This window comes from Rhodococcus sp. NPDC060176 (genome assembly GCF_042728675.1).
Lineage (GTDB): Bacteria > Actinomycetota > Actinomycetes > Mycobacteriales > Mycobacteriaceae > Rhodococcus_F.
Genome location: NZ_JBHWYS010000008.1, coordinates 67787 through 88618, shown reverse-complemented (window position 1 = coordinate 88618; position 20832 = coordinate 67787). Strand labels below are relative to the sequence as shown.

Below are 20832 nucleotides of genomic sequence, written 5' to 3'. Positions count from 1 at the left end.
AACAGCGAGCACCGTCACCACCGATTCGTCTCGTCGTCGGCCTGCCGTGGCGCGGTCGAGAATCCGGCACCAGCACGCCGGCTAAGGCGAGTCTGTAACCGTCAAAGAGAACGGGTCCGAGTTCATGGGCCCATTGCGTGCGGTGATGTGAATTGATTGATCGTCGGCAACGTCGAACTCACGCGGGAGAAGGGCAAGAAGCCAGGGTGTGCCCCGGTAGCGAATTCCAGCTGCGAGAGTGTGCATTCCCGCGGCGACTGACAGAGTCGTCGCCTTGCCCCAGCGAGTCGGATGCTCGACCCCGTCCAGGACTAGGACAGGACGTGCTGCAACCCACAGATAGCAGGCATTGACCCAGTGCCCACGCACCGTGACCACGAATTGCCCGCTCATGTGGCAACCATATCGATTGCGCCTCCGCTGATACGGCGCCGCCACCCATCAAGAAGAAGAACCCGCACCCGACGAGGCAGCGTGCGGGTTCTGCGGTTGTGAGCCTCGATCAGCCTTCGTTCCACTCGGGGCTGTTCTCGGTGGTCGTGGGGCGCCCAACCGCGGGATTCGTCGCCGATATGATCAGTGCCGGTGCGAGAGCAATGCGGGAGTGCATGTCACCGTCGGAAGCCTGGCGTGAATGTGACAACGACACGCGTGTCGCTACTGACGACTTTCCCTGCGGAGGGCTCGATTGCAAATGCCCGCCAATCTCGAGGCTGGGTGATCGAGGTTGTCGACACGTCTTTGGATGCCAACTGGACATTGGTGAGACCCAGTTTCTTCAGTTCATCGACGACGATCGCGCCATTCCGCCCGTACACCTCTGGAATGGTGACATAGACCGATGAGGCTGCGGACGTAGTCGGAGAGGGTGCGACCTGAGGCTCTGGGGCAGCGCAGGAAACACCCCCAAGTGCCGCCGAGATGGCCACCGCCGCAATGATCTTCTTCATCATTTTCCCTCTCGGTAGGTCTGGCACTCCCTCTTCGAGGCGGAATGACATGGATCAGAGCTTAGGGCCCGAGATCACGCGAGATCACACTCAGACCCTGAGGTGTGGGAGCGGACCGCCAGCGAGTCACGGGTGAGGGAACCATGCCCACCGCCAGTGGCGGGCTGGCGACGAGGAAGCCGCTGCGGCGATGCACGGTCGCGGCTTGGGTCGATCAGCCAAGATGCCTTGTTCTATCTGACAAGCTGCGGGGTTAGCCGATGGTCTTCTGAGCGTTGGAGTTCCGAGGTCACCGATCGCCCTCGTTGCACAGTTTTCAATAGTTGCGCGAGTTGGCGGCTTCAGCGTCGAACACCGCAAGAGCTGCCCGGCAATGTTCTCGGAAACGACCAGCTTTCGACCGGTCGAACCAGCCTTGCACCCGCCACCGCTCTGTGTCGGGACTGGCGACGACAAGTCCTTTGCCGCCCTGTAGCCGTATGGAGCCCTCATTGTCACGTGCGGCAGAGAAGTATTCCTGATCCGCACCGCCGACCCGCGAGTGCTCGACGACGACAGCGGAACGCAGTGAAATATCGAAGGTCCCCAGTAGCCGTTCCGCGATGCGTTGACACACAGCGAATTCGTCGATCATTTGATCGCGCGAGCAAGTGTCATTGTGGTCAGCGATGTGATCGAGCTCTTCGTTGATTTCCGCCTCGATCTGCTCGCGCAGGCCCGACGACTGCGCTCCCCCATCTGGGTGATCGGCGGAGGCGTGCAGGCTTGGATCGTCGTCACAGATGGAGTCGAGGACGTTCCCGAATTTTGTCATCACATTCCTTATGTCGCAACGATGAGTGCGCCGATCACGATGGTCGCACCGATGATGGCTGCGATAGCGACGGTGAAGAGGACGATCGTTGTCATCTGAATGGTCCCTCGGTGTAGTGAGTGCGCGGCATTTCTACGGTTCGGTCATGGAGAGTGGTCAGCGGTTCGGGTCATCGGGTCACAGGCGACAGCGAAATGGACGGCGTTTTGGCCAGTTGGGTGTCGCTGCTCTGGACTGGATGAAGGGTAGTGACGCCGTTCTCCAAGGCAAGGTGCTGTTTTCAGCCGGCGAGCAGCGCGCGCAATCCCGCTGTGGTCTCCACTGTCATTTCAATAGCCCAATCGATGATCAACCGCACAAGTTCACTTTCGTCGGCAGCTTCTGCGAAACCGTCGAGTTCGGCGATATCTTCCGCCGCTTCGCTCGCGCGGCAATATCGGATGGTGACGAAGAACGTGGGCGCGTCCTCGTCGCGGCTGCGGACCGCCGCGCTCAAGGCGAAGAAGGTGTCGCCATCTTCGGTGGTGCCCGTCTGCACTGTGGGAGTGACGTCGACTTTGCGCGCACCTGCCCCATCGGCGACTGCCATGGTGATGAGCCCTGCAGTTAGGTCTTCGAAACTTTCGAATAGCCGGCATACGATCGGGGCCCAATCCCCGCCGGTTCGAACTGTCTCCACGGTGAGTGGGTTCCTGTCATCGACGAATCCGGCGATCGCGCTGTCGATGGCGGATCGATCGACTGTTGTTTCGATCATCATGGGGGCCGTATCTTTCAGGTCGAGTGGAATGGTGATGTGAACGCTATGAGCCGACTACCCAACGTGTTTCACTCTCGCCCACAGTCCCGGCACATGTAGAACCCCAAGCGCGCCCACGATCAACGCCTAAGGAACTCGTCGGCTACGTCACCGAAATTGGCTGTTCCGCGCTTTCGGTCAGTGCGTCCACAAGTTCCTGAAACTTGTGTGCCGCAGTTGGTTCCGAAAGTAGAGCAGCGTCGTGAAGGGTGGTGCGATGCTTTTCGAGCAGTGAGCGCACGCGGTCAGCGAGGATGATCTGCCATCCGTCCGGCATGGCGGTTGCCGGCGAAAAGCTACCGAACTCACCCACGATCTGCCACGCAATCACGGACAGTTCCCTGTCCGGGACGGAGTCGACGCGTGAGAGCCTGTCTGTCAGTGCGTTTCGGATCGCATCGACGATCTCGGTCGGCCACACAGTCACCGGACCTGCGGCGTGAATCTTGTCGATGTCGGGGTTGGTGCCGCGGCAATGCGCGGCGTGTACGGGCATGACTGATGATTCCTTCGTTGCTGTTGGACCCCATTAGGGGGTGCGCACCGAGCTGCCGAATGCTTCGGGACGGACCGGCGACTCGTTGAGGCAGAGGTGAATTGGTCTATCGGGTGGGGAACGGAACAGGATCCAGTCCGTCGAAAACACGTAGGAGATTCACTGTGTTGTGAATGTCGCCGAGCACACGATGCTCACCGGCCATCTGGGACCTTGCGCGGGCGTATCGCTGTGCGGCAAGTTCTGGTCGCCTGACCAGCGCAAACTGCCAGAACGAGGAAGCGTCGATGATGCGGTAGCTGAACAATGCGTCGATCTTCGGCATGGCCACTTCGAGAAATGCGCGGTCCATTCGGTGGGAGCTGCCACAAAGTGGGGTGGTGTCGTCGGCGCCCCAACGGGTCAGGACGTCGATCGCTTCGGCTTCGTATACGCCGAGCCCATCGGGCAGGTTCTCGGCGCCCGTTTCGGCGATCTTGGTATCCAGCTCTGCGAGTAGCCCATTCGTTTCGTGCATGCCGCGTACGAAGTCGTATTGGGGCTCGGTGCGAAGCCTGAACAAGTCGTGGGGCGTAGAGGATGTGACCAACAGTCTCTGCCAGTGCTCGACCAGTTCAAGATCCCGGGAGTACAACGCCAGTCCGAGTTCGAAGATCGCATCCGTACCATGGCTGGTCCCACTGGTTTCCAGGTCCACGAACACGAACCCGTCAACGCTCATCTCGATCTCCATTCCCTTCGTCTCGATCGGTCGACATGACCGTATGAGGCCTCTTCTCCACTGTTTCAGCACAGACCGACATCACTCGCCGGGACCACGTTCCACGGCTCACCGTTCTGCGAGGTCGCCGAGGTCGACCCACGGCACCCGCAGCTCCCCGTCGATGACAATCGCACCGTCTGTTCCATCCCCACACCGCGCGAGGAGCCGGCCCACCCGCACGCGCACCGAGTCCACCAGTGGCTCGAACACCGCCTTGACCACTCCATTTGGGATCGCACCGGCTTTGGACGGCGGAACCTCGATCCCCCACGTTTTCATCGCCGCGATGAAGGGCCACGGCGATTGCGTCGCCGCCGTGACGAGGAGCTGTCGTGAGGTGATCCCTGCCTCTATGCACAGAGGCGCGGGCCTGCTGTTCTGGTCGGCGATGAACACCCACACAGGCGACTCTGCTGGAGTAACTTCTTCGTCGGTGGTCGTCATGGGAGGTGAAACTAGCGGTGGCATTCACCCGATGTTTCAGCCATGAGAGCGGCCGACTCTAGAGTTGGATTCCGCCCACACTCACAGGACTGGCGCTTGCTCGGCTTCAGCGAGGACGTTGTCATATCGGTCGATATGCCCGCACGGGTTGTCCCAGCTGTCGCAAGAGAGCCAGGCACCGTCGTCGTGAAAGTTGTAGTTGCGGGGCGTACCGCGCGAGCCACCACAGCGTGGGCATAGGGCGGCGATCGTGACGGTCCGAATGGTGGCGTTGCCGACGGGTGAACTGCGTCGATCCACAACGCGAACTGTCATGTGGGTTTTCGGCTTGTCGTTCATGGTTACTGCCCTTCGTATCGTGTGTGTGTTTGTCGAGCTGGGCTTGATCGTGTGAGGTCGTCTGTCGCACAACGCAGTCAGAGGGAGGGGCGCGGGCAACTAGAGCGCGAGCGTTGTTTGGCGTGTGGTGATGTCGACTGTGATGACTGGGCGCCGGCCGTCAAGCGCTCGAAGCGCTTCAACGGTGCCGCCGGAGGTGACCTGGCGATCTCTTACCGCGATGACCACGTCGGAGTCGTTGAGCATGAGTGCGTTTCGGGCGTGGAAGAACTTGTTGTCGGCGCGACCGCCGAGTGTCACCGTGCGCTGGGCGGCTGCGAGGAGCCGCTTATGCTCGCCGATCTGCTCGGCGGTCCATTGATCGGCCTGCGCAGGGAAGGGACGGTATCCCCACAGGTGAAGCCCGGCGCCGAGGGAGGCTTGCGCCCACCAGGTATCGGAGCCGGTCGCGAGACCGCACAGTGCAATCACGGTTCCATGACCGGCGGCGAGTTTGTGCGCGAGCCGTCCGAGCTCCTCATGCACCCATCGTTGAGTGTCCGGATCTGGGATGCGGTGCTCACGATGTCCCGTCACGGCAGCACGAACCCACCGGTTCGGCGCATCTCCGCGGAGACGCGCGCGGGCAGTCATCAGCGAGCGGCCCAGTTCATTCCGTCCGGTGGGGGTGCGGAATCCGCGCTCGGTGGTGCGCCCCCACAGTTGGTCGGTGCCCACATTCACGAGCAGTGCGTCACCGGTGTCGAGGAGGGCAGCGGCCAGCGCGAGATCATCGAACTTCGAGGCAACGATCTCAGTGATAGCTGCGAAACGGTGGGTTGGCCAGTCGTCACGACGTACAGCGTTCTCCCCGATCCGCTGTGCCTCGGCGGCGGTGGTAGCGGCGTGGATTCGCGCGTGCATTTCGGTGGAGTTGGTCTTGGCTGCGGCGAATGCGTGCGCCGCGGTCGGCCACTGCCTCCCGGTGTACTCCACGGGGTGGTCACTGGAGAGGCTCAGAAATTCCTGGAGGCCGGTGAAGTCGTCGATGACCGTGCCGGCGTTGTCGGTAGGGGTCGTAGTAGGCACGATCGTGGCCTTCCTCGTGGGTGTTCTGGGGGCTATTGCAGGGCGAACACGGGCAGTTCGTGCCATCCATTGGCCAGGTATCGACCGGCGAATTCTCTGATGACGTCGGCTCCCACGGAGCGGCCGCCGGCAGCGCCGCGCTGCGCATCCCGCCGGATGCACTCCTCGACAGGGGTAGCCGCGTCCCAGACGACCAGTTGCGCACCAGCGGCCGCAGCAAGATCGCGCCACACAAGGTTCCGGGCCGGGTCGAGGTTCGTGTCATCGCAGATCGGTGTCCTACCGGCTGCGAGTGCAGCTCTCACCCGCAGTACCTGCGCACGGGTGATCTCGGCTTCCTGTTCGTGCGCTAGGCGCCCCTCCGCCTGGAAGAGTTCCGTTCGGAGATCATCCCGATTGATACGAAGGCGTCGTTCGGGTTTCGCATCCACCAGTCTCACCGCGAGCGACGTTTTTCCTGACGCGGGTAGACCGCGGGTGATCACCAGGACCGGGCCGCCATTGGGCGAGTCTGTAGCGGTGCAGGGGTTTTCGTTCATAGTTGGTTGCGGAATTCGTCGGCGGTCATTGCACCGTTCACGCATTGCCAGAACATCGCCGTCTGCGTTTCTGTGAGGATCCCCGAGTTGAGGACCACGTCGACTGCGGCGTCGTTGGTGGTGTCTCTGCCACTCATGATTTCGCCTCCGCGATCGCCACGGTTGTTGAAGGCTGATCGGTTCGCTGCTGCTCTTCCATGAGGTGCTTGATGACGCCGTCCACCAGGAGTGGATAGTGCGTACGAAGCCAATGTTCGTCAATTGTGGCGGCAGGTGCAGCATTGGCCACGATCGATTCCTTCACCTGAGAAGTCATCGCGCCCTCTTCCTTTTCGTCAGTTGTTCGATGTCGCAACGACGGTCAGCAATACGTATCGGATGTGACGCTAGTTGCGGCTTGAGACCGTGTTGCAGACGTCGCAGAATCATCGGATTCGGTCAGGGACCGGGGGTTCTGCGCTCCGAGTGCAGCAAGGATGTTCGGGTCGACGATTGTGCGGAGTCCAAGCGCCCCGACGAATGGGACAGCCTCTGGTAGAGCCCAGGGATGTTCGAGTCGCAGGTGGAAGAACCCGGGTAGCGCCCACGGCGAGCACGCGCCGTTCGGCTCTGATGCGCATTCGGAATGGTGATGGACCGACCGGAGATACACGCCGCCGATGATCGCTCCGTACTGGAAGACTCGGGGGATCCCCGAGGGATGGAGACGGGGAAGGTCGCGGAGCGCTTCACGATCCGCGCGTAGGCCGGCATGTATCGCCAGCGGACCCCGATAGCGTCCGGCAATGTTCCGGGATCTGTTCTCCACGTCCTTCCCACCATTCACGATGTCCCATGCCCAGGGCTGCCGAACCGTGAGTACCTTCATCCGGCATCCCCTCTCTCGCTGTCGCGGCCGTTCACCGGAAGCGTGCTGTCACTGTCGCGGCGATCCTCGCGTAGGCCACCTTCGTTTCCGATTGCAGGACAGCGAAATCCAGCGCGGCCCCGGCATCGAGGTGTGGATCCCATGGGACCCTCCTGACGACGGCACACCGGCGTTTGAGGTCGGCGTGCATCTTGTCGACATCCACCGATGACGTCGCGGATACCCCGGTGATCACCGCGGTCGCCTCACCGACGAGATCACCGAGACCGAGATCGACGAGTTCGTCGATTGTCTCGAGCAATCCGTAGAACCCGTCAACCCGCGCCGGAGTCACCAACACCAATTGCCGAGCAACAGCGAACACCGCCCGCGCGGCCCCCGACGTCGAACTTGTTCCGCAGTCAGCGATCACGACACGATAGTCGTCACGCAACGATGTCAGCACTTCTCGGTACGTGCCCTCATCCGCCCGGACATCACGTCGACGACTCGACACCATCGCATCCAACCCGACGTCATTCCGCAACAGGTAAGGATCGAGCTGAGCATGACTGTGAATTTGATCGGTACGCCCGGCAAGCAAGTGCAACGGTCGGACCTGCTGCCCCATCGGCATCTTCAATTTCAGCGTGCCTTTGTCCGGGTTCGCGTCCACGACCACTACCCGCTCGCGCAATTTGGCCGCGAACACGGAACCCAACGCTGTCGACGTAGTGGTTTTGCCGGCCCCTCCCTTCCCTCCGAGCACCGCGATGTACTGAACGGTCCGCGGCGGACGAACCGCTGAGACAGCCTCGGCCATTTGCGCTCCAAGATCCGGGCTACGGCGAAAAGTGCTGCTCCACCACGTTCGCGCAGGGACCTCAAGCGCCACATCGACAGCGTCCTCGTCGTCGATGCCCACGCTCTCTCGTCCTGTCACCATCACCTCGTCTGTCCCTTCCGCTGATTCGGCAACTCCACATCAACGCCGCCGTGCCGCCACGACCGGGTCCGTCGATCGATCCCCCAGGGCGAACCCGAAGCCACCCGATCGGACAGCCGCCTCGCATTCCCACCAAGCCAGCAGCCGGCGGCCGGGCAACTCCAAACACCCAGCAGCGGCAACGAATCAATGAAGGTGCACTCGACGCCGCCGATAAGTTGGCACGCCCGACTCCACTCGGCGATCAGGGCACGTTCAGAGTCGACGGCGGTACAGGTGGTCATCCAGGAGCCTTTCGACGGTCGTTTGTGGTGGTGTTCGGCACCGTATCTGCTCGGTTCTCCACACACCGCCCTGACCTCGTCAACCAGTTGTACTGCGATTTCGGTGTCCCTAAACGCATCTCGATAGGGCGTGGCCACCTGAATGTGGTGCCGATCGTGGAGGCAGCGAACACGCCCGACGCCGCCGATCGCAACACTGGCATTGACTCTGGGGCAAGCTCATTCACGAAGCGCAAGTCAATCCGAACCTCTAGACAAGGACTCCCGTGAACCACACCAAAATGACGGCGGTAGCCGTCTGCGCCGCATTGAGCCTGGCAGTGGCGGGGTGCAGCAGCGACGACGAACCCGCCAACGCATCGGACGCCTCGAGTGCGTCATCGACTACGACACAGACTTCGGTCGATGCCACAACCACTGCGCCGACATCATCGGCGTCCTCCGCGCAGGGTGGTGTCGTAACCCCCAAGCCGCAGGACGAAGTGGGTGGAACACAACACGTCACCGGTCAAGGATTCACTGCGCAGATCAGTGTGGCAGAACCAGTAATGGCGGAGAGCATCGGGCGCAAGATCCTGGCGTTCCCGATCACCGTGATCGTCGATTCCGGCGCGCTCGTCGCCTCACCAAATCATTGGGCGGTGCGGACATTGAGCAGTGACAGCGTCAAGGGCTTGAACGGCCAGAGTGTCACCACAGAGATCGGAACGGCGAGTATCGACTCACGCGCAGAAGGACTCGTTCCATTCAAGGACTTCGGTTCGAAGTTGACCGATGACGTGTCCATCACCGAAGTGGCTCTCTACGGCGACAGCTACCAGAACGATCCTCCGCTCGCTCGGTGGAAGCTCCCGGAGCCAATCGCCATTCGCGATATCCCGGCCTTGACGAAGTAGTTCGCAACCCTCTCGGAATTCTGCACTCACTCGCATTCAATTGAAGGCCCCGTTGCAGCCCCTGCTGCGACGGGGCCTTCGTGCTTCCCCTCGACTTGTCCGGAACTCTGCTCGGACAGCGCAACATTCGTGATCCCGTGGCCGCCCCCACCGAGCGCTGAAGGAGTTCGCCGACGTCTAACCTGGTTGACTTCTCAGATGCAGAAACGATTGAAAGCCACGGTCGCGTGCCTCACTGCCAAGATTCCCACACAGCTCAAGCGAGCTATCTGCGCCCGCACCCACGCCCCCACACCTCAGCCGGCGGCCGCGGAGTCAGTCGAATCCGCAGCCAAACAGGACAGCGCTGCCCTCGAAGGTGAATTTTGGTCTGCCTCAGAACCTGAACGTCGGCGCCGCGGTGAACTCACTGTCCCAGCGCAAGCGCATGCGCGATTGGAGACAACCGGCAGCTTGGTCGATATGCGCGCGTTCTCGATGACCATTCTCGAGAACGGTCTTGTGGAGTGGACGCAATCCGAGGACCCCGCAGATGTAGTAGCCGACTTCTCCCCTATCACCATCCACGGAGTCCTCGACACCGGCCGCGAAATCACACTCGTCGACGCGATGGGAACCGCTGGTCCGGATTCTCAGAGCTTTCGAGTTCGTTATGTCTTGGACGGCGCGCATGTCGACGGTCACGAGGAACGTTTCAGCGCGGTGCGCTTTCAACTCGACGATCCGTGGTGGTGGGCCCATCTCAAAGACGGGATGAGCGCACAGGCAGGGGCAGTGGGTTCCTTGAGCATTTCGCGCGACGGACAGTCGGTGTGGTTCGTCTTCGAGTCGGCGGAACCGATGACCCTCCGCGAATGCGATTCACTCGTGATTTCCCCGGTGCTCACGCTCACGCGCCTGGCATTCGATGTGGACCTCGGCATCGGTCCGACTCAACTTCGGGTAGACCCAGCGACGTCCCCGTGGATTTCGGTGCTGACAAAGCGCCGCGGCTCGGAGCCTGTCCGTCGCACCAAGCTACCGACTGATTTGCTCCTCCCTAAATCTGTTCTCGGCATCGATAACTTCGCCACCTGGATCGCGCTGTCTGTTGACCTCGACGGATTGGCCGCAGTAGTCGCGCACCCACCGAGAGGTGTCGCCATTCAAGCGGAGGCATTAACCATGGCTGCCGTCACGGAAGGACTCCACAGACGTCTGTTCTCCGGAACGAAGCGGTTTCAATCGTTAGGGCCAGCGCAACGCCGAAAGGTCCGCAACGATGCGATCGATGCCGGTACCAAGGCCTTCGAAAATGCTGGGTATCCAAACCTCGTGGAGGCACGGGATGCTCTGACTGAAGCCCTCGGACATCTCTCGGATGTGTCGTACCTGTCCCGCCTCAGAGAACTCGAGAAGGACGCGACCGAGGTCGTACCGCAAGTGACAGCGGGATTCCCGAACGATTCATGGGGACCTCTTGTAGTGAAGACTCGCAACCTGCTCGCGCATCAGTTGAGTAACGACAAGAGAGTGATGCTCGAGAAGATCGACGCGATGACTCTCGTCACCTGGTCGCTGCCCTGGGTTCTGCGCATCGTCTTGCTCCGCCAAGCAAGAGTGGAACCCAAGATCATTCGCGAGTGTTTTGCCGAATTCAGCGCTTTCCAGTATTACCAAGCCAACGTCGCCGCAGTTCAGGCAGACAGCCAACGGTAGCCGTCTGACCGACTCCTACGTCAGTCGACTACGTCTCCGTCGGACAGCCTGTGGCGGGGAGATCCGGCGGTGCGCTGTTGCGAGAACTATGTGAGCAGACACCCAGCTTGGAAATGGAGGTCGCTACAACTGTCATCGACCGACTCGGTCGTGAGACCGGCAAAGACCTGAACGACGATTTTCACGGTGACACCTCCAGATGGGAAATGTCCCGGCTAATCCCTATCGCCGTTATCTCTCAATCCAAACTCCCTGTCCGCCAATCGATCAACCGGATCACCGGCACTGACACTCAGCCTCCGGAGCAAGACCGACAGCATTTGTTCCGGGTCGTTCACTACGTTGCTCGCCGCATACTGCCGGCTCGGACCAAACACGACGAACCTCGCTCTGGGTGTCCTACCTCTGCTCAAGCGGTGTGCCGAAGCTCTGGACCACCTGCACACCTGAGGGTGCTGTCATCAAGAGTTGCCTGCGCCGGGGTTGCCTGAAGCAGATGAATTCCGGCCCGGACGCCTACCCCACACCTCCGTCAGGGGCTCTTACCAAGAACCGCAGCGGTCGAGTTGTATCCCGCTCGGACCTATTTTGGATCCCGTGATGACGCTCCAGGTAGGGAGGAGAAGCACAGCAGCTTGTCAGCCCATTTTTCGCTCATCTCATATGGGCCCTCCCACTTGGTTCCGCCGGTCATGTGGTCAATGTGTCGATAAACGAGAACTGCACCGTCTGGGCGGACACCGTAAACGACCCCATTTTCCCCGCCGAATATGGATGAAAAGACAGCCCATCCTGCACCCACGACCTTCGGCCCTTCCCAGTTGTCTTCCCCTGTCGCAAACCCCACATGTTTGTGCCAATACAGCTGGCCGTCACCCATCAGGCCATAGATGATGCCTCCACCGACGGAAAAAACATCCCTAAACTTTCCCCACCCCCGGTCTATTCTCCGCTCGGCCGTGAAGGTTCCTTTTCCATCGAAATAGCCTGGGTGGCGTTTCCAGGTGAGGTCACCACCCCGCAACCAGTTCGTGCTTCCGTCAATCATGAAAGGGAAGTTCCGGGCAATGGCATACAGAACACCCTCACCGCCCCCGAAGATCTTGGCACGGCCCCTAACGTAATCCAGACGACTCTCTGTTGGTCCCCAGATTTGTCCTGGTTCCTGACCGGGGTCTCCTACTGCAGCGCCCCACGGATTTTCCCAGTCCGCCGTCGGCGGGTCCACCTCAGAGCCAGTATGGCGGAACCTGTAGATGAACCCGTCAGGCTTGAGTGAATAAATGGTCGCGCCGCCGCCGGGCACGATCCTGCCGACATTCCAACCCTCGCCAACAACCGTCGAATATTGCCACTGCGGTGCTTCCGGATTACCCGGCGGCAAGAGTTGCCGATGAAATACGAGAGCTCCCCCGGGCGCGACGGTATATACATCGCTACCTGTCGCTTGCGCGCCGAACACTCCGTAAGTCGGATTGGATATCGGGAACTGCGCAGATGCGGCCAAGCACCTCAATGTCGTACTGAGTGCGTCGAGAAGCTGGACGCTCGGATTGCTGTCCTGTGCTTCCGTGATCCATAAATCTAGATTGCTCAGTGTGCACAATTCGTTCGGCTGGTAGCCGTCGTTTTCGACCGATCCGAGAACCCACCTTCGGAGATCGATTCGGTCGACGCCAACCACGTCGAATTTGCACAGCCCGTCCTTCGGGTACTTCGATTCCGAGAACTCTTCAGCCCAAATTCGCGAGCGAACTTCCTCCATTAGACTCTGCGGCTTGTCGAGTCCTTGCTTCCATCCCCTTCGTACTTCTATTGCGTCGACGTGCCGCCATAAATGGTCTTTGTACTTCGGGCGAGTGTCCCCAGGCGTCGCAGCTGCTTCAAGGACTATTGCTATGCCCCACACAGCGATAGCCATTGCATACACAGGCAAGGCCACACTGGTCTTGAAATCGGGTTCCATCGGCACGACATGCTTGCCCTGCCCATCTGCGTCCGGGACCAACTTCGTGTCCGTCCACAACCAAAGCCCGCGGTCTGTGATCAGCTGGTCCGCGCGAGAACTCGCATCAATAACAGCCTTGGCTGCGAAGGCTCGATCGTGCGGGTCAATTTGAAGCTGCTCAAGGATCACGCCTAGCGCGCGCCGAATGTCTTCAATCGCCCTCACTCTCGATTCGTTCTCGGCTTTCGCCAAACGCTCAACCAGCACACTTAGCTGATCCTGCAGATCGTCGAGCAGGACGTTGATTCGTTGAATTTCCGCTTGTAGTTCAGCGATCGCTTTTTCAGTGGTCGTGGGACGGCCGAACTCGTACATGAATTTTATTGCTTCGTATGCTGCTTTGACATACGGATAGACCTCGACGACGGTCGCTATCGTCTGGTACTCCTCTGATTCAACCGGCGGTGGCATCGCAAAGCTCCATTTCCGAATCCCGGACGAAATCGAAACCAGGAGACATGGAGGTGCCTTCGCGGGTCTGCGCGCCTGCACGAACAACCCGTCCGTCCCTGGATGGCAATCTCGCAGGGGAAATCCCTTGGCGCGGAACAGCGCCCGTGACGTTGCGTCGACGCGAGACTGCGCGCCGACCACCTCCATCATCAATGCTGCCACGTTGCGACTGGTTGGTAAATACTGTGCGTCGATAGCCGCGGGACGGTTACCGAGTGCGCGAGACGGATCCTGTGAATCGTGACAGATTCCATCTGAAGATCAGACGCGACCCATCGGCCTCGGGATCGCGCGGCTCCCACACGACGAACGAATACCCCCGGGTCTGACCGAACTGCCACTGATCGGGTCCCGATACCGCCGAGACGTCACACTCGCCTGGGGCGCCACAACCGAAGCACCGCCCACCCGCCGCCTCAGCAGCTTCCTACTCCACTACCTCGACTGACACGACCACCCCCCACATCTGCCGCACACAGCCGAGTCGACCGCTCATCGGTTCAGCTCCTGTCATCAGCCCGATGACCCGCAACAGTTAGTGCTCCTCGATCAGTGCGAGTCCAGAACCGAGCGCTGGGCTGTGGATGACGTTCGCGCGAACGAATTCGATCTGGGCGGTCAGGTTCGCTCTCAGTGCGGTGAGTTCGTCGGCCCTTCTTTGAGTGTCGGACGTGGCGAGCTCGTTGAGCGTGATTTCGGTGTACGCCTGGTGGAGGCCTTCTTGCTGCTCTTCGAGCTGGTCGAGGGCTTTCATCTGCTTGATCAGTCGGTCTAGCGGTGTGAGTTCCTCGCGGTAAGCCAGCAGTGCGGCAACGCGGTTCACAAGGCTCCCCCGCATTTCGTCGATCAGCCCTGTGCTGCGCTCGACTGCCTGGCGGAGACGTTCGGCGTCGGGGCCTTCGTCCGCGAGAACGTCAGGGTCGATGGCGGCCGAGAGTTGTTGCTTGTCCAGTAGTGCCGCGCTCTTGGTGATCTCGAAGCCTTCCCGATCGAGGTCCAGCCGGATGCGGTGTTCGTCGAGCAGTGGAGATTTCCACGCTGCGCTCTTGCGGATGTCGGTGATGATTCGGTCTGCAACGTAGGCGATCTTTTCGGCGTCGCGGGGCAGCTTTCGTGCTTCTGCCTTGAATCCTGTTGTCTTGTTTGCGTCGTCAATCGCTCTGCGTTGGTCCTTTGTCACGTGGAGCGGGTGTGCTGCTGCACGCCGGCCACTTGCATAGCTGGCGATCGCCTACCCCGCCGGAAGAATGAACGGCACTGCCAACGCGATCGAACTCACGTCGCTGTTCGCCGCGACAACGACAACCATCACGATGGCGCTCAGCAGGGAGATCACTGACGTAATGGCGAAGAACAGCGCAGTCCCCCAACCGATCCCCGGCGCCCACTCCCAGGAGTCGGTGATGCCAACCTTCTTGCGCTCGTCGAGTTTCTCGACGAGTTCGGGTTGAAGAGAACTCCGGTCCAATCGGCGCAGATGGCTGAGTTTGCTGCTGGTCGCATAGTCGTACTGGGAGATGCGCGAGATGAGTTTCTCGACGTCGGCCGCTGAAACTGGTGAAACGTGCCGAGCGCGATCGAGACCGCCGGCCTCCGGTGCCAACTCTCCCCTGTTGCTGTTGTCGCTGCTGTTCCGGTCCATCGTTTCCCCTTCGTGCCGCGCCTGTATGGGCGCGGATCAATACCCACCACCAGCTCTGCTGATGTGTGCAGCGCCGAACCTGCGTCTGTGTCGATCACGATGCCACCACCCATCTCCGCTGTTTCACGTCCCGCGCTGCAATGGCAGGTGAGGCCGCTTCGGCGGTGAGCTGGCACTTGTTCAATTGGGGCATTCGTTCCGACCTGACCTCGGAGTCACCCATTCGTGCAGTTCAGAGACCACTTCGGGGACAACATCCTCCTAGGACAGCAGTATCCCGGGAGACTGACGTCATCCCGGGGATACATAGGCTTTCGACTTGAAGCTAGCTGGTGCGGCGGCGACCGTCTGCCGGCAACAGCTCTTCGAGCCGTTCGTTGTACTTGTCGTTCTCGTTAATTGCTTCGAGGCCGAGAAGTACAAGTGCGGTGATCAGCTTGTTGTCGGACGGGCGGCGACCGAGTCGACGCTTGCGTTCACGCTTGGAACGATCGCTGTACCAATCGTCGGCGCCGTCCTGGAACATTGCCTCGACTTCGCTCGTCCATTCGACACTCTTGCGCAGCACTTCGAGGTCGGGCGTGCTCGCCTTACGCGCAGTCTTCTTCGCCGGGGCCGACTTCTTGACCGGTGCTGATGTCTCCTCTGGCTCCGGTACAGGCGCCAGGGTCGGCGCTTGCGGCTCGACGTCCGCTGTCACAGTTTTCGCCGCTACCGATGCCGGCGACGGCGCCGAGCTTTCACCGAAACGGCTGGGTCGGTTCGAATTCATAGCCATCAGCGGACTCCCTCAACAGCGGAGACGGCTTCTGCCTCCGGAACGAACTTCAGTGGCGACTCGAACAGCACCTCTCGCATCACAGAAGGCATCTCTTCCTTCTGCAGCTGAGCGACGGTGTCCTCATATCGTGTTGGCGCCAGCAGCGCCAGCAAGTTCAACGCGTGACGCATATATGCAGACACGAGTCGGAATTGGTTTTCCGATCCGACCTTCGGATCCCCCACTGCGGTGTACAAGCTCGGCAGTGCGCTGGCCACCGATTCGCCTCGACCGTTCGCGGCCGGTACAAACGCAGCTTCGGTGATGGCGGGCGTCCATACGCCTGAGGCGAACGCCGCACGTGGATCGTCGTCGGGGAAACCAGAGTCCGGCCAAATTCCTGATACCCAGCCGATGGTTTCGGTCTGCCCTACCTTGTGTTCGTTCGTGCGGTTGACCTTGGTCAGCACGACGCCGGCCACGGCCAGCGGATGACGCCACGCCTCAGCGAACGCCTGGACAGCACGGACACCGTCGGCGAAGCCAACAGTGCCGAGCATTTCGGGGTGCGCGGGAAAGATGGTCCAGCCCGACGAGAGAATCGCCAGCTCGGTGGTCGAACCTGACGACGGCGGGCAGTCGATGAGTACCGCGTCGAAGTCGGCGGACACTCCCGATTCGTGCAGGCCCTTCCACATTCGCAGATGGGCTGCGGCAGGCTTTTCGTCGGTGATCTCCTTGAGCGCGCTGCCCGTCGAGGGGATTACCCAGATGCCGCCGCCTTCGACGAGAGCGCCACCTGCTCGCCACGGCCGCGTGGAGTCGGGCTGCCAGGCCGGCGCAGCCTGATGTACACAGCGGGCGCAAATGTCTGCGTCAGTGTTGTGCTTGATCAGGTCGGCGATCGAGTACGGGCTTTCCGCAGTCGGCGACGTGCCCGTCAGCATGGTCATACCGCGGCTGGGGTCGGCGTCGACGACGAGCACTTTCAGGCCGAGGCTCGCCAGGAATGCTGCGTACTGGGCGGTGGTGGTCGTCTTCGTGACGCCTCCCTTCTGGGAGGTCATGGCGCAGGTCTTGTCGAGGGCGGCTGAGGCCTCTTCGCGGGTGAGAGTCATCGGACCCCTCCCCCACTGGCGCCGCGGACCGAAGTCTGTACGGGAGATCGCTGCATCGCTGATCCTGTTCTGGTGGTTGTTCTGTGATGGTGCGAGAACCGTATGGTGTGGGTTCTCCACGACATCCGGACTTCACGGGTGCAGGTGGTAGCGCGTGACACCTGTGACTCCTGGGATACGTGCGAACAAAGGGTATCCCCCAGATTCCGGGTCCCATGGCATTGACGCGTCACACGCCGAACACGTCGAATCCACCACTCCCCCAGTGCACAGGATTCACGCAGGTCGTGGATGTTCCGTGATACCCAGATATTCCCGGTAGTCCGTGTGACGCCCCTTCGGCGTGTCGCACGCGATATCTGCAATACCCGTCAACCCCAGCAATCGTGCGATACCTGCAAAGCCCGCGTTTGCCACTGATCCCATGAAAAGCATTGAACCTGTGATGCGCGGATATCCAGTCGATCACGTGTCATCCGCAAGATGCGTGATACCCGGTGTCAACGTGACTCAATGGTGTTGAGGGTCACCCGCAACACCAGAAGTGCGCGTGTTACATGCGTATCCATTGAATTGCAGATTTCCTTCGTATCCCCCGTTGCTAGTGATACCTGGGAATCACGTATGTAGTGGATTACACCGCATTGGCACTAGACGTGGGTTATCCGCCATACCCGCAATTGATGGGATCAGCACTGATCTCGCACACTCCACATTGCCTGCGTTATCCATGGTGGGCGTGGATTACGCCATTTGCGTGATACCCACAATTCGCGTTCTTCCCGGCGCGCACTGGATTTACACGTATCGCAGATTTCCCAGATCCCATGCATATCCCGCCAACCACATGAAGTGCGGAATATGGCGATTGCACAGGGAGCCCACATATCCCGCTTCTTGTACGCATAGGTGAATACCCTGCTTTAGCGCGGGGTGCAGGCATCACGCGTTACCTGTATTACCCGTGATATCCACAGACGACGGGTAGTCCGGGTTCAGTGGGTGTCACATGTTCAACTGGTGACGCGTGGGTCGTGCGAGTGGGGGAGTGGCGGGTGATGGGGATGTTGCGCCGAATCCAGGTATCGCGGATGTCACGGTTGCTGCGTGAGGGCCGGGTATTGGGCCTGACGCGTCACTCACAGGTTCGACGGACTTTGCGTTGACCCTGGGAGATGCGCAACACGCGGATTTCATGGGAGCCGTGCTGGATGGGGGAGAAGTGCATTTTCCGTGTGTGGTGGATGTGCCACCACACACGCGAGACGCGTGAGACGCGGTATTCACGTGATCGGCGAAACACCCATGCACTGCGTGCAATACGCATAGTCCGGGTTCAGTGGCGATCAAGTGCCTTGTAGGTAACCCGCAACTACCCGAATATGGGTCATCCACATGAACTGTGTGCATCACGCGTTTCGTTGAATACCCGGCTACCCCCGATTACACGGATTCTCTGTGTCTTATGCATTTCACGGGTATTGCGCGTATTCACCAAGCCGTGCGATTTGCGGGAGCTGCGGGTATCGCGTCAGTTGGCGCGCTTCCACTCGACGGGAACTCCCGTAAGTCACGGGACGTGTGCAATTCACGGGTATTGCGGGTGATGGGGGAGGCCGGCAGTCAGCGCCACGAGGGAGCGGTTCGGTCCGGTGGATTCACCGCCGGCTGCCCCGGCTGGGGTGGATCCCCGCGGGATCCGGTCGGGCCGCCCGATTGGGGATGTGCCGAATTGGCCGCCGTGCGGCTCGCTGGCGGCCGAAACCGGGCTCAGGCGTCCGTCGGGCCCGCGGAGCCGCTCCCGGAGCTGAGATCGAGGCCTGTCGCCTCAGCGGCGGAGCGGTCCAGTCCCGCTCGCCGTCGGAATTGGCGGGGAGAAGTCGAACTGCACTGCCCCGTTTTGCCGCCTGACTGCCCCACAGAGCGACGAAACCGGCCCAGGTGGGGAGTTGGCCACAAAACGCTCTACGTGGCGCTCAGGGCGACCCTCCATTTTGGGGCGGCACGCAACCACGAGGCACCATCAGGCCAACCCGTCGGCGACCACACGGCCGCTCACGAATCCGGGAGGCGGCGAGCCTGGGCCCACAGAGCGCGAACCCGCGTCGCGCAACGCCGCAGCGGGGGAGTCGCCGCTGTACGCCGCTTGACCCCACGCCAGGGGACTGGTGGGCGCGGTCACCACTCGCCTTCGGTGGTTCTCGGCGAACCAACGAAGGCAGGTGAGTCGACCAAGCCTGCGCGAGCGGACAGCGAGTTCACTCGGCCGATCCGGGCGCCGCCGGCCGATCCGTCACCGGGCGCCCTCGTTTCGGACGAACTTCGCGTGACGACGTCGCGACCTGTCGGGGGATCGGAGGCAGCCGAGATGCAGAGTCGGACAGCGGTCTCCCGGGGAGACCTGAACCGGCAGGGGAGACACCGCCGTTCCCAGACACGAGTGGGGTCGGCCCTCACTGGAAGGACCGACCCCACTCGCGTCCACGCTGCGCGACAAGCGACCACCAGGGCACTCGCGCGTTCCGCCCCACAATCAGCACGTCCCTGCAATGCAGGGGCGGCGATCGAATCGGACTTCCGCTACCACCACGGGGGGCGGCGTAGACGGCACCACCCTACGTGGAAAGTTCACCGGTCACCGTGGAAAACGACGTCCGGCGCGCCGCCTCGAAACGCCCTCACTGGCGCCACAGGGGTCGGTAAGACTCCGCGGCCGTGGCAACCACCCGCCATGCCTCCAACGTCGAGACCTCCCGATCCCGCGCCGCCCGAACCAATGCCAGCCGACCGGAATCCGCCGCTTCCTCCTCGACGCGGGCAGCCAAGTCCTCGATCTCATAGTCACGCCGTCCCGGTTCGCTCGCGCACGCCGCCCGCTCGGCGTCGGCGGCGAGACGCGCACCGCATTCCGCGGCGACCTCCAGTGCCTGCAGTTCTCGCAGCGGCCGCGGCCCACCCCACCGTTGCGCCAACCCGGACAGCACAGAATCGTCGACGGTCATCGCATCCTTCGCCACGTCACCAGTTCGACCTCGCGCCGCCCGCCATCGAGCGTTTGCCGCCGCGCGGTTCAAGCCACCCATCGCGAGCTGACACTGCCGCCACGGAACCTCCAGGTCCCGCGCGATCGTCAACGCCTCACCCGAGGCCGCCACCGCGCCGGCCAGCCGACCACGCGCATCGACCTCACGGGCGAACGCCCCACGCAACACTTCGACCGCACGAGCCTGCTCCACCGCCGTCTCAGCAACCACGGACAGCTCCTCCCCAACAACCGTCAGAAATGTATATGTACATCACACATATACACGCCCGACGGGCTCCCGAACCGCATCCGCCGCACCCTCGCCCACGCGCCGCGCGCAAAAACACCCACGCTCCGCGGGGTGACCCGGGGTTGGCTGCGGTTGTCCTGGGGTGGCTTGGGGTGGCCCTTGGCAGTGGTTGCGTCGGGTTGTTGTGTTGCGTCGTCGTGGGTGGTGGTGGGCCCGGCCCGGGCGCGGTAGCGCCCGGGCGGTCGACCTGGAGGGTCGACCGAGGGCCCGCCTCCACCCACGCCTGTGGGTTGGGTTCGCCGGCGGTTGGGTGTGTTGCCGGGGGGTGGCCCCGGCTGTGTCGGGGTGGTGGGGGGTTGGTGTTGCCGGGTTGCGGTGAGCGCGTTGGGGGTGTGGCAGCTGGTGCTGCAGGGCGATCTCCGATCGCGCCGTCCGGCCGGGTGGGGTTGTCGAGAGGCGGCACATCCACGTGTGACCACTCACCGGCCTGGGGGTCCGCTCCGCTGAGACCCGGGGTCGGGTGGCGGTGGGGTGCGGGGTCGGGGGTGGCCTGGCGGGTTTGTCGACGGGTCCGGTGTGTGTGGCCGCTCGCGCTGAGGGGGTGGACCGCGTGGTTGGCCGTCGCCGGCCGCGGGTCGACCGGAGCCAACCCCTGTGCCGGGTGGCTGCAGGGCGATCCCCGAACGCGCCGTC

Annotated in this window: 23 protein-coding genes; 2 read left to right on the top strand and 21 right to left on the bottom strand. The window is 61.7% G+C overall.

Translation table 11 applies throughout. From position 1 onward, the window contains the following. Positions 1-81: 81 nt before the first annotated feature. The 14 genes from ACFWEM_RS27835 to ACFWEM_RS27770 all read right to left on the bottom strand — a co-directional run bounded on the left by ACFWEM_RS27835 (position 82) and on the right by ACFWEM_RS27770 (position 8005). Positions 82-393, bottom strand: coding sequence for a hypothetical protein (locus ACFWEM_RS27835; protein ID WP_378538995.1), 312 nt, complete (start codon positions 391-393; stop codon positions 82-84). A 218-nt stretch (positions 394-611) separates the two neighbouring features. After that, the gene (locus tag ACFWEM_RS27830; RefSeq protein WP_378538994.1) at positions 612-950 is read right to left on the bottom strand and encodes a hypothetical protein; all 339 of its coding nucleotides are present in this window, start codon (positions 948-950) and stop codon (positions 612-614) included. Positions 951-1266: 316 nt separating this feature from the next. Further along, complete coding sequence (locus ACFWEM_RS27825) at positions 1267-1764, bottom strand: hypothetical protein (protein WP_378538993.1); 498 nt, start codon at positions 1762-1764, stop codon at positions 1267-1269. 280 nt (positions 1765-2044) lie between these two features. Then, positions 2045-2524 (bottom strand): hypothetical protein, encoded by a 480-nt coding sequence (locus ACFWEM_RS27820; protein ID WP_378538992.1) that lies wholly within the window; start codon positions 2522-2524, stop codon positions 2045-2047. A gap of 142 nt (positions 2525-2666) precedes the next feature. After that, positions 2667-3059: a hypothetical protein gene (locus tag ACFWEM_RS27815; RefSeq protein ID WP_378538991.1), complete on the bottom strand. Its 393-nt coding sequence runs from the start codon at positions 3057-3059 to the stop codon at positions 2667-2669. 106 nt (positions 3060-3165) lie between these two features. Continuing rightward, the gene (locus tag ACFWEM_RS27810) at positions 3166-3780 is read right to left on the bottom strand and encodes a hypothetical protein (protein WP_378538990.1); all 615 of its coding nucleotides are present in this window, start codon (positions 3778-3780) and stop codon (positions 3166-3168) included. Between the two features lie 108 nt (positions 3781-3888). After that, positions 3889-4266, bottom strand: a complete 378-nt coding sequence (locus tag ACFWEM_RS27805; RefSeq protein WP_378538989.1) for a hypothetical protein — start codon at positions 4264-4266, stop codon at positions 3889-3891. An 81-nt stretch (positions 4267-4347) separates the two neighbouring features. Beyond that, positions 4348-4605 carry a hypothetical protein gene (locus tag ACFWEM_RS27800; protein ID WP_378538988.1) on the bottom strand — a complete coding sequence of 86 codons (258 nt, stop codon included), beginning with the start codon at positions 4603-4605 and terminating at the stop codon, positions 4348-4350. Positions 4606-4704: 99 nt separating this feature from the next. Beyond that, positions 4705-5673: an NADAR domain-containing protein gene (locus ACFWEM_RS27795; RefSeq protein ID WP_378538987.1), complete on the bottom strand. Its 969-nt coding sequence runs from the start codon at positions 5671-5673 to the stop codon at positions 4705-4707. Positions 5674-5705: 32 nt separating this feature from the next. Next, on the bottom strand, positions 5706-6212 hold the full coding sequence (locus ACFWEM_RS27790) for an AAA family ATPase (RefSeq protein ID WP_378538986.1): 507 nt from the start codon (positions 6210-6212) through the stop codon (positions 5706-5708). Continuing rightward, on the bottom strand, positions 6209-6349 hold the full coding sequence (locus ACFWEM_RS27785; RefSeq protein ID WP_378538985.1) for a hypothetical protein: 141 nt from the start codon (positions 6347-6349) through the stop codon (positions 6209-6211). The genes ACFWEM_RS27790 and ACFWEM_RS27785 overlap by 4 nt, the downstream gene beginning before the upstream one ends. Beyond that, positions 6346-6528, bottom strand: a complete 183-nt coding sequence (locus ACFWEM_RS27780; protein ID WP_378538984.1) for a hypothetical protein — start codon at positions 6526-6528, stop codon at positions 6346-6348. Before ACFWEM_RS27780 ends, ACFWEM_RS27785 begins: the two co-directional genes overlap by 4 nt. A gap of 45 nt (positions 6529-6573) precedes the next feature. Further along, on the bottom strand, positions 6574-7080 hold the full coding sequence (locus ACFWEM_RS27775; RefSeq protein WP_378538983.1) for a hypothetical protein: 507 nt from the start codon (positions 7078-7080) through the stop codon (positions 6574-6576). Between the two features lie 31 nt (positions 7081-7111). Beyond that, positions 7112-8005 (bottom strand): MinD/ParA family protein, encoded by an 894-nt coding sequence (locus tag ACFWEM_RS27770; RefSeq protein ID WP_378538982.1) that lies wholly within the window; start codon positions 8003-8005, stop codon positions 7112-7114. A gap of 550 nt (positions 8006-8555) precedes the next feature. On the opposite strand from ACFWEM_RS27770, the gene ACFWEM_RS27765 reads away from it, so the two are divergent. Continuing rightward, positions 8556-9185: a hypothetical protein gene (locus tag ACFWEM_RS27765; RefSeq protein WP_378538981.1), complete on the top strand. Its 630-nt coding sequence runs from the start codon at positions 8556-8558 to the stop codon at positions 9183-9185. Between the two features lie 198 nt (positions 9186-9383). After that, entirely contained in the window at positions 9384-10883 is a 1500-nt protein-coding gene (locus ACFWEM_RS27760; RefSeq protein WP_378538980.1) for a HEPN domain-containing protein, read from the top strand. A 583-nt stretch (positions 10884-11466) separates the two neighbouring features. Here ACFWEM_RS27760 and ACFWEM_RS27755 read toward each other — a convergent pair. The 7 genes from ACFWEM_RS27755 to ACFWEM_RS27725 all read right to left on the bottom strand — a co-directional run bounded on the left by ACFWEM_RS27755 (position 11467) and on the right by ACFWEM_RS27725 (position 20118). Next, on the bottom strand, positions 11467-13506 hold the full coding sequence (locus ACFWEM_RS27755; protein WP_378538979.1) for a tachylectin-related carbohydrate-binding protein: 2040 nt from the start codon (positions 13504-13506) through the stop codon (positions 11467-11469). 373 nt (positions 13507-13879) lie between these two features. After that, complete coding sequence (locus ACFWEM_RS27750) at positions 13880-14524, bottom strand: hypothetical protein (protein ID WP_378538978.1); 645 nt, start codon at positions 14522-14524, stop codon at positions 13880-13882. A 51-nt stretch (positions 14525-14575) separates the two neighbouring features. Beyond that, a complete protein-coding gene (locus ACFWEM_RS27745; protein WP_378538977.1) occupies positions 14576-14986 on the bottom strand; it encodes a hypothetical protein in 411 nt (136 codons plus the stop codon). A 325-nt stretch (positions 14987-15311) separates the two neighbouring features. Continuing rightward, positions 15312-15758, bottom strand: a complete 447-nt coding sequence (locus ACFWEM_RS27740) for a hypothetical protein (protein WP_378538976.1) — start codon at positions 15756-15758, stop codon at positions 15312-15314. A gap of 5 nt (positions 15759-15763) precedes the next feature. Continuing rightward, positions 15764-16864 carry a ParA family protein gene (locus tag ACFWEM_RS27735; RefSeq protein WP_378538975.1) on the bottom strand — a complete coding sequence of 367 codons (1101 nt, stop codon included), beginning with the start codon at positions 16862-16864 and terminating at the stop codon, positions 15764-15766. A gap of 2023 nt (positions 16865-18887) precedes the next feature. After that, positions 18888-19046, bottom strand: a complete 159-nt coding sequence (locus tag ACFWEM_RS27730) for a hypothetical protein (RefSeq protein ID WP_378538974.1) — start codon at positions 19044-19046, stop codon at positions 18888-18890. Between the two features lie 496 nt (positions 19047-19542). Continuing rightward, positions 19543-20118 carry a hypothetical protein gene (locus ACFWEM_RS27725; protein ID WP_378538973.1) on the bottom strand — a complete coding sequence of 192 codons (576 nt, stop codon included), beginning with the start codon at positions 20116-20118 and terminating at the stop codon, positions 19543-19545. Positions 20119-20832: the final 714 nt, after the last annotated feature.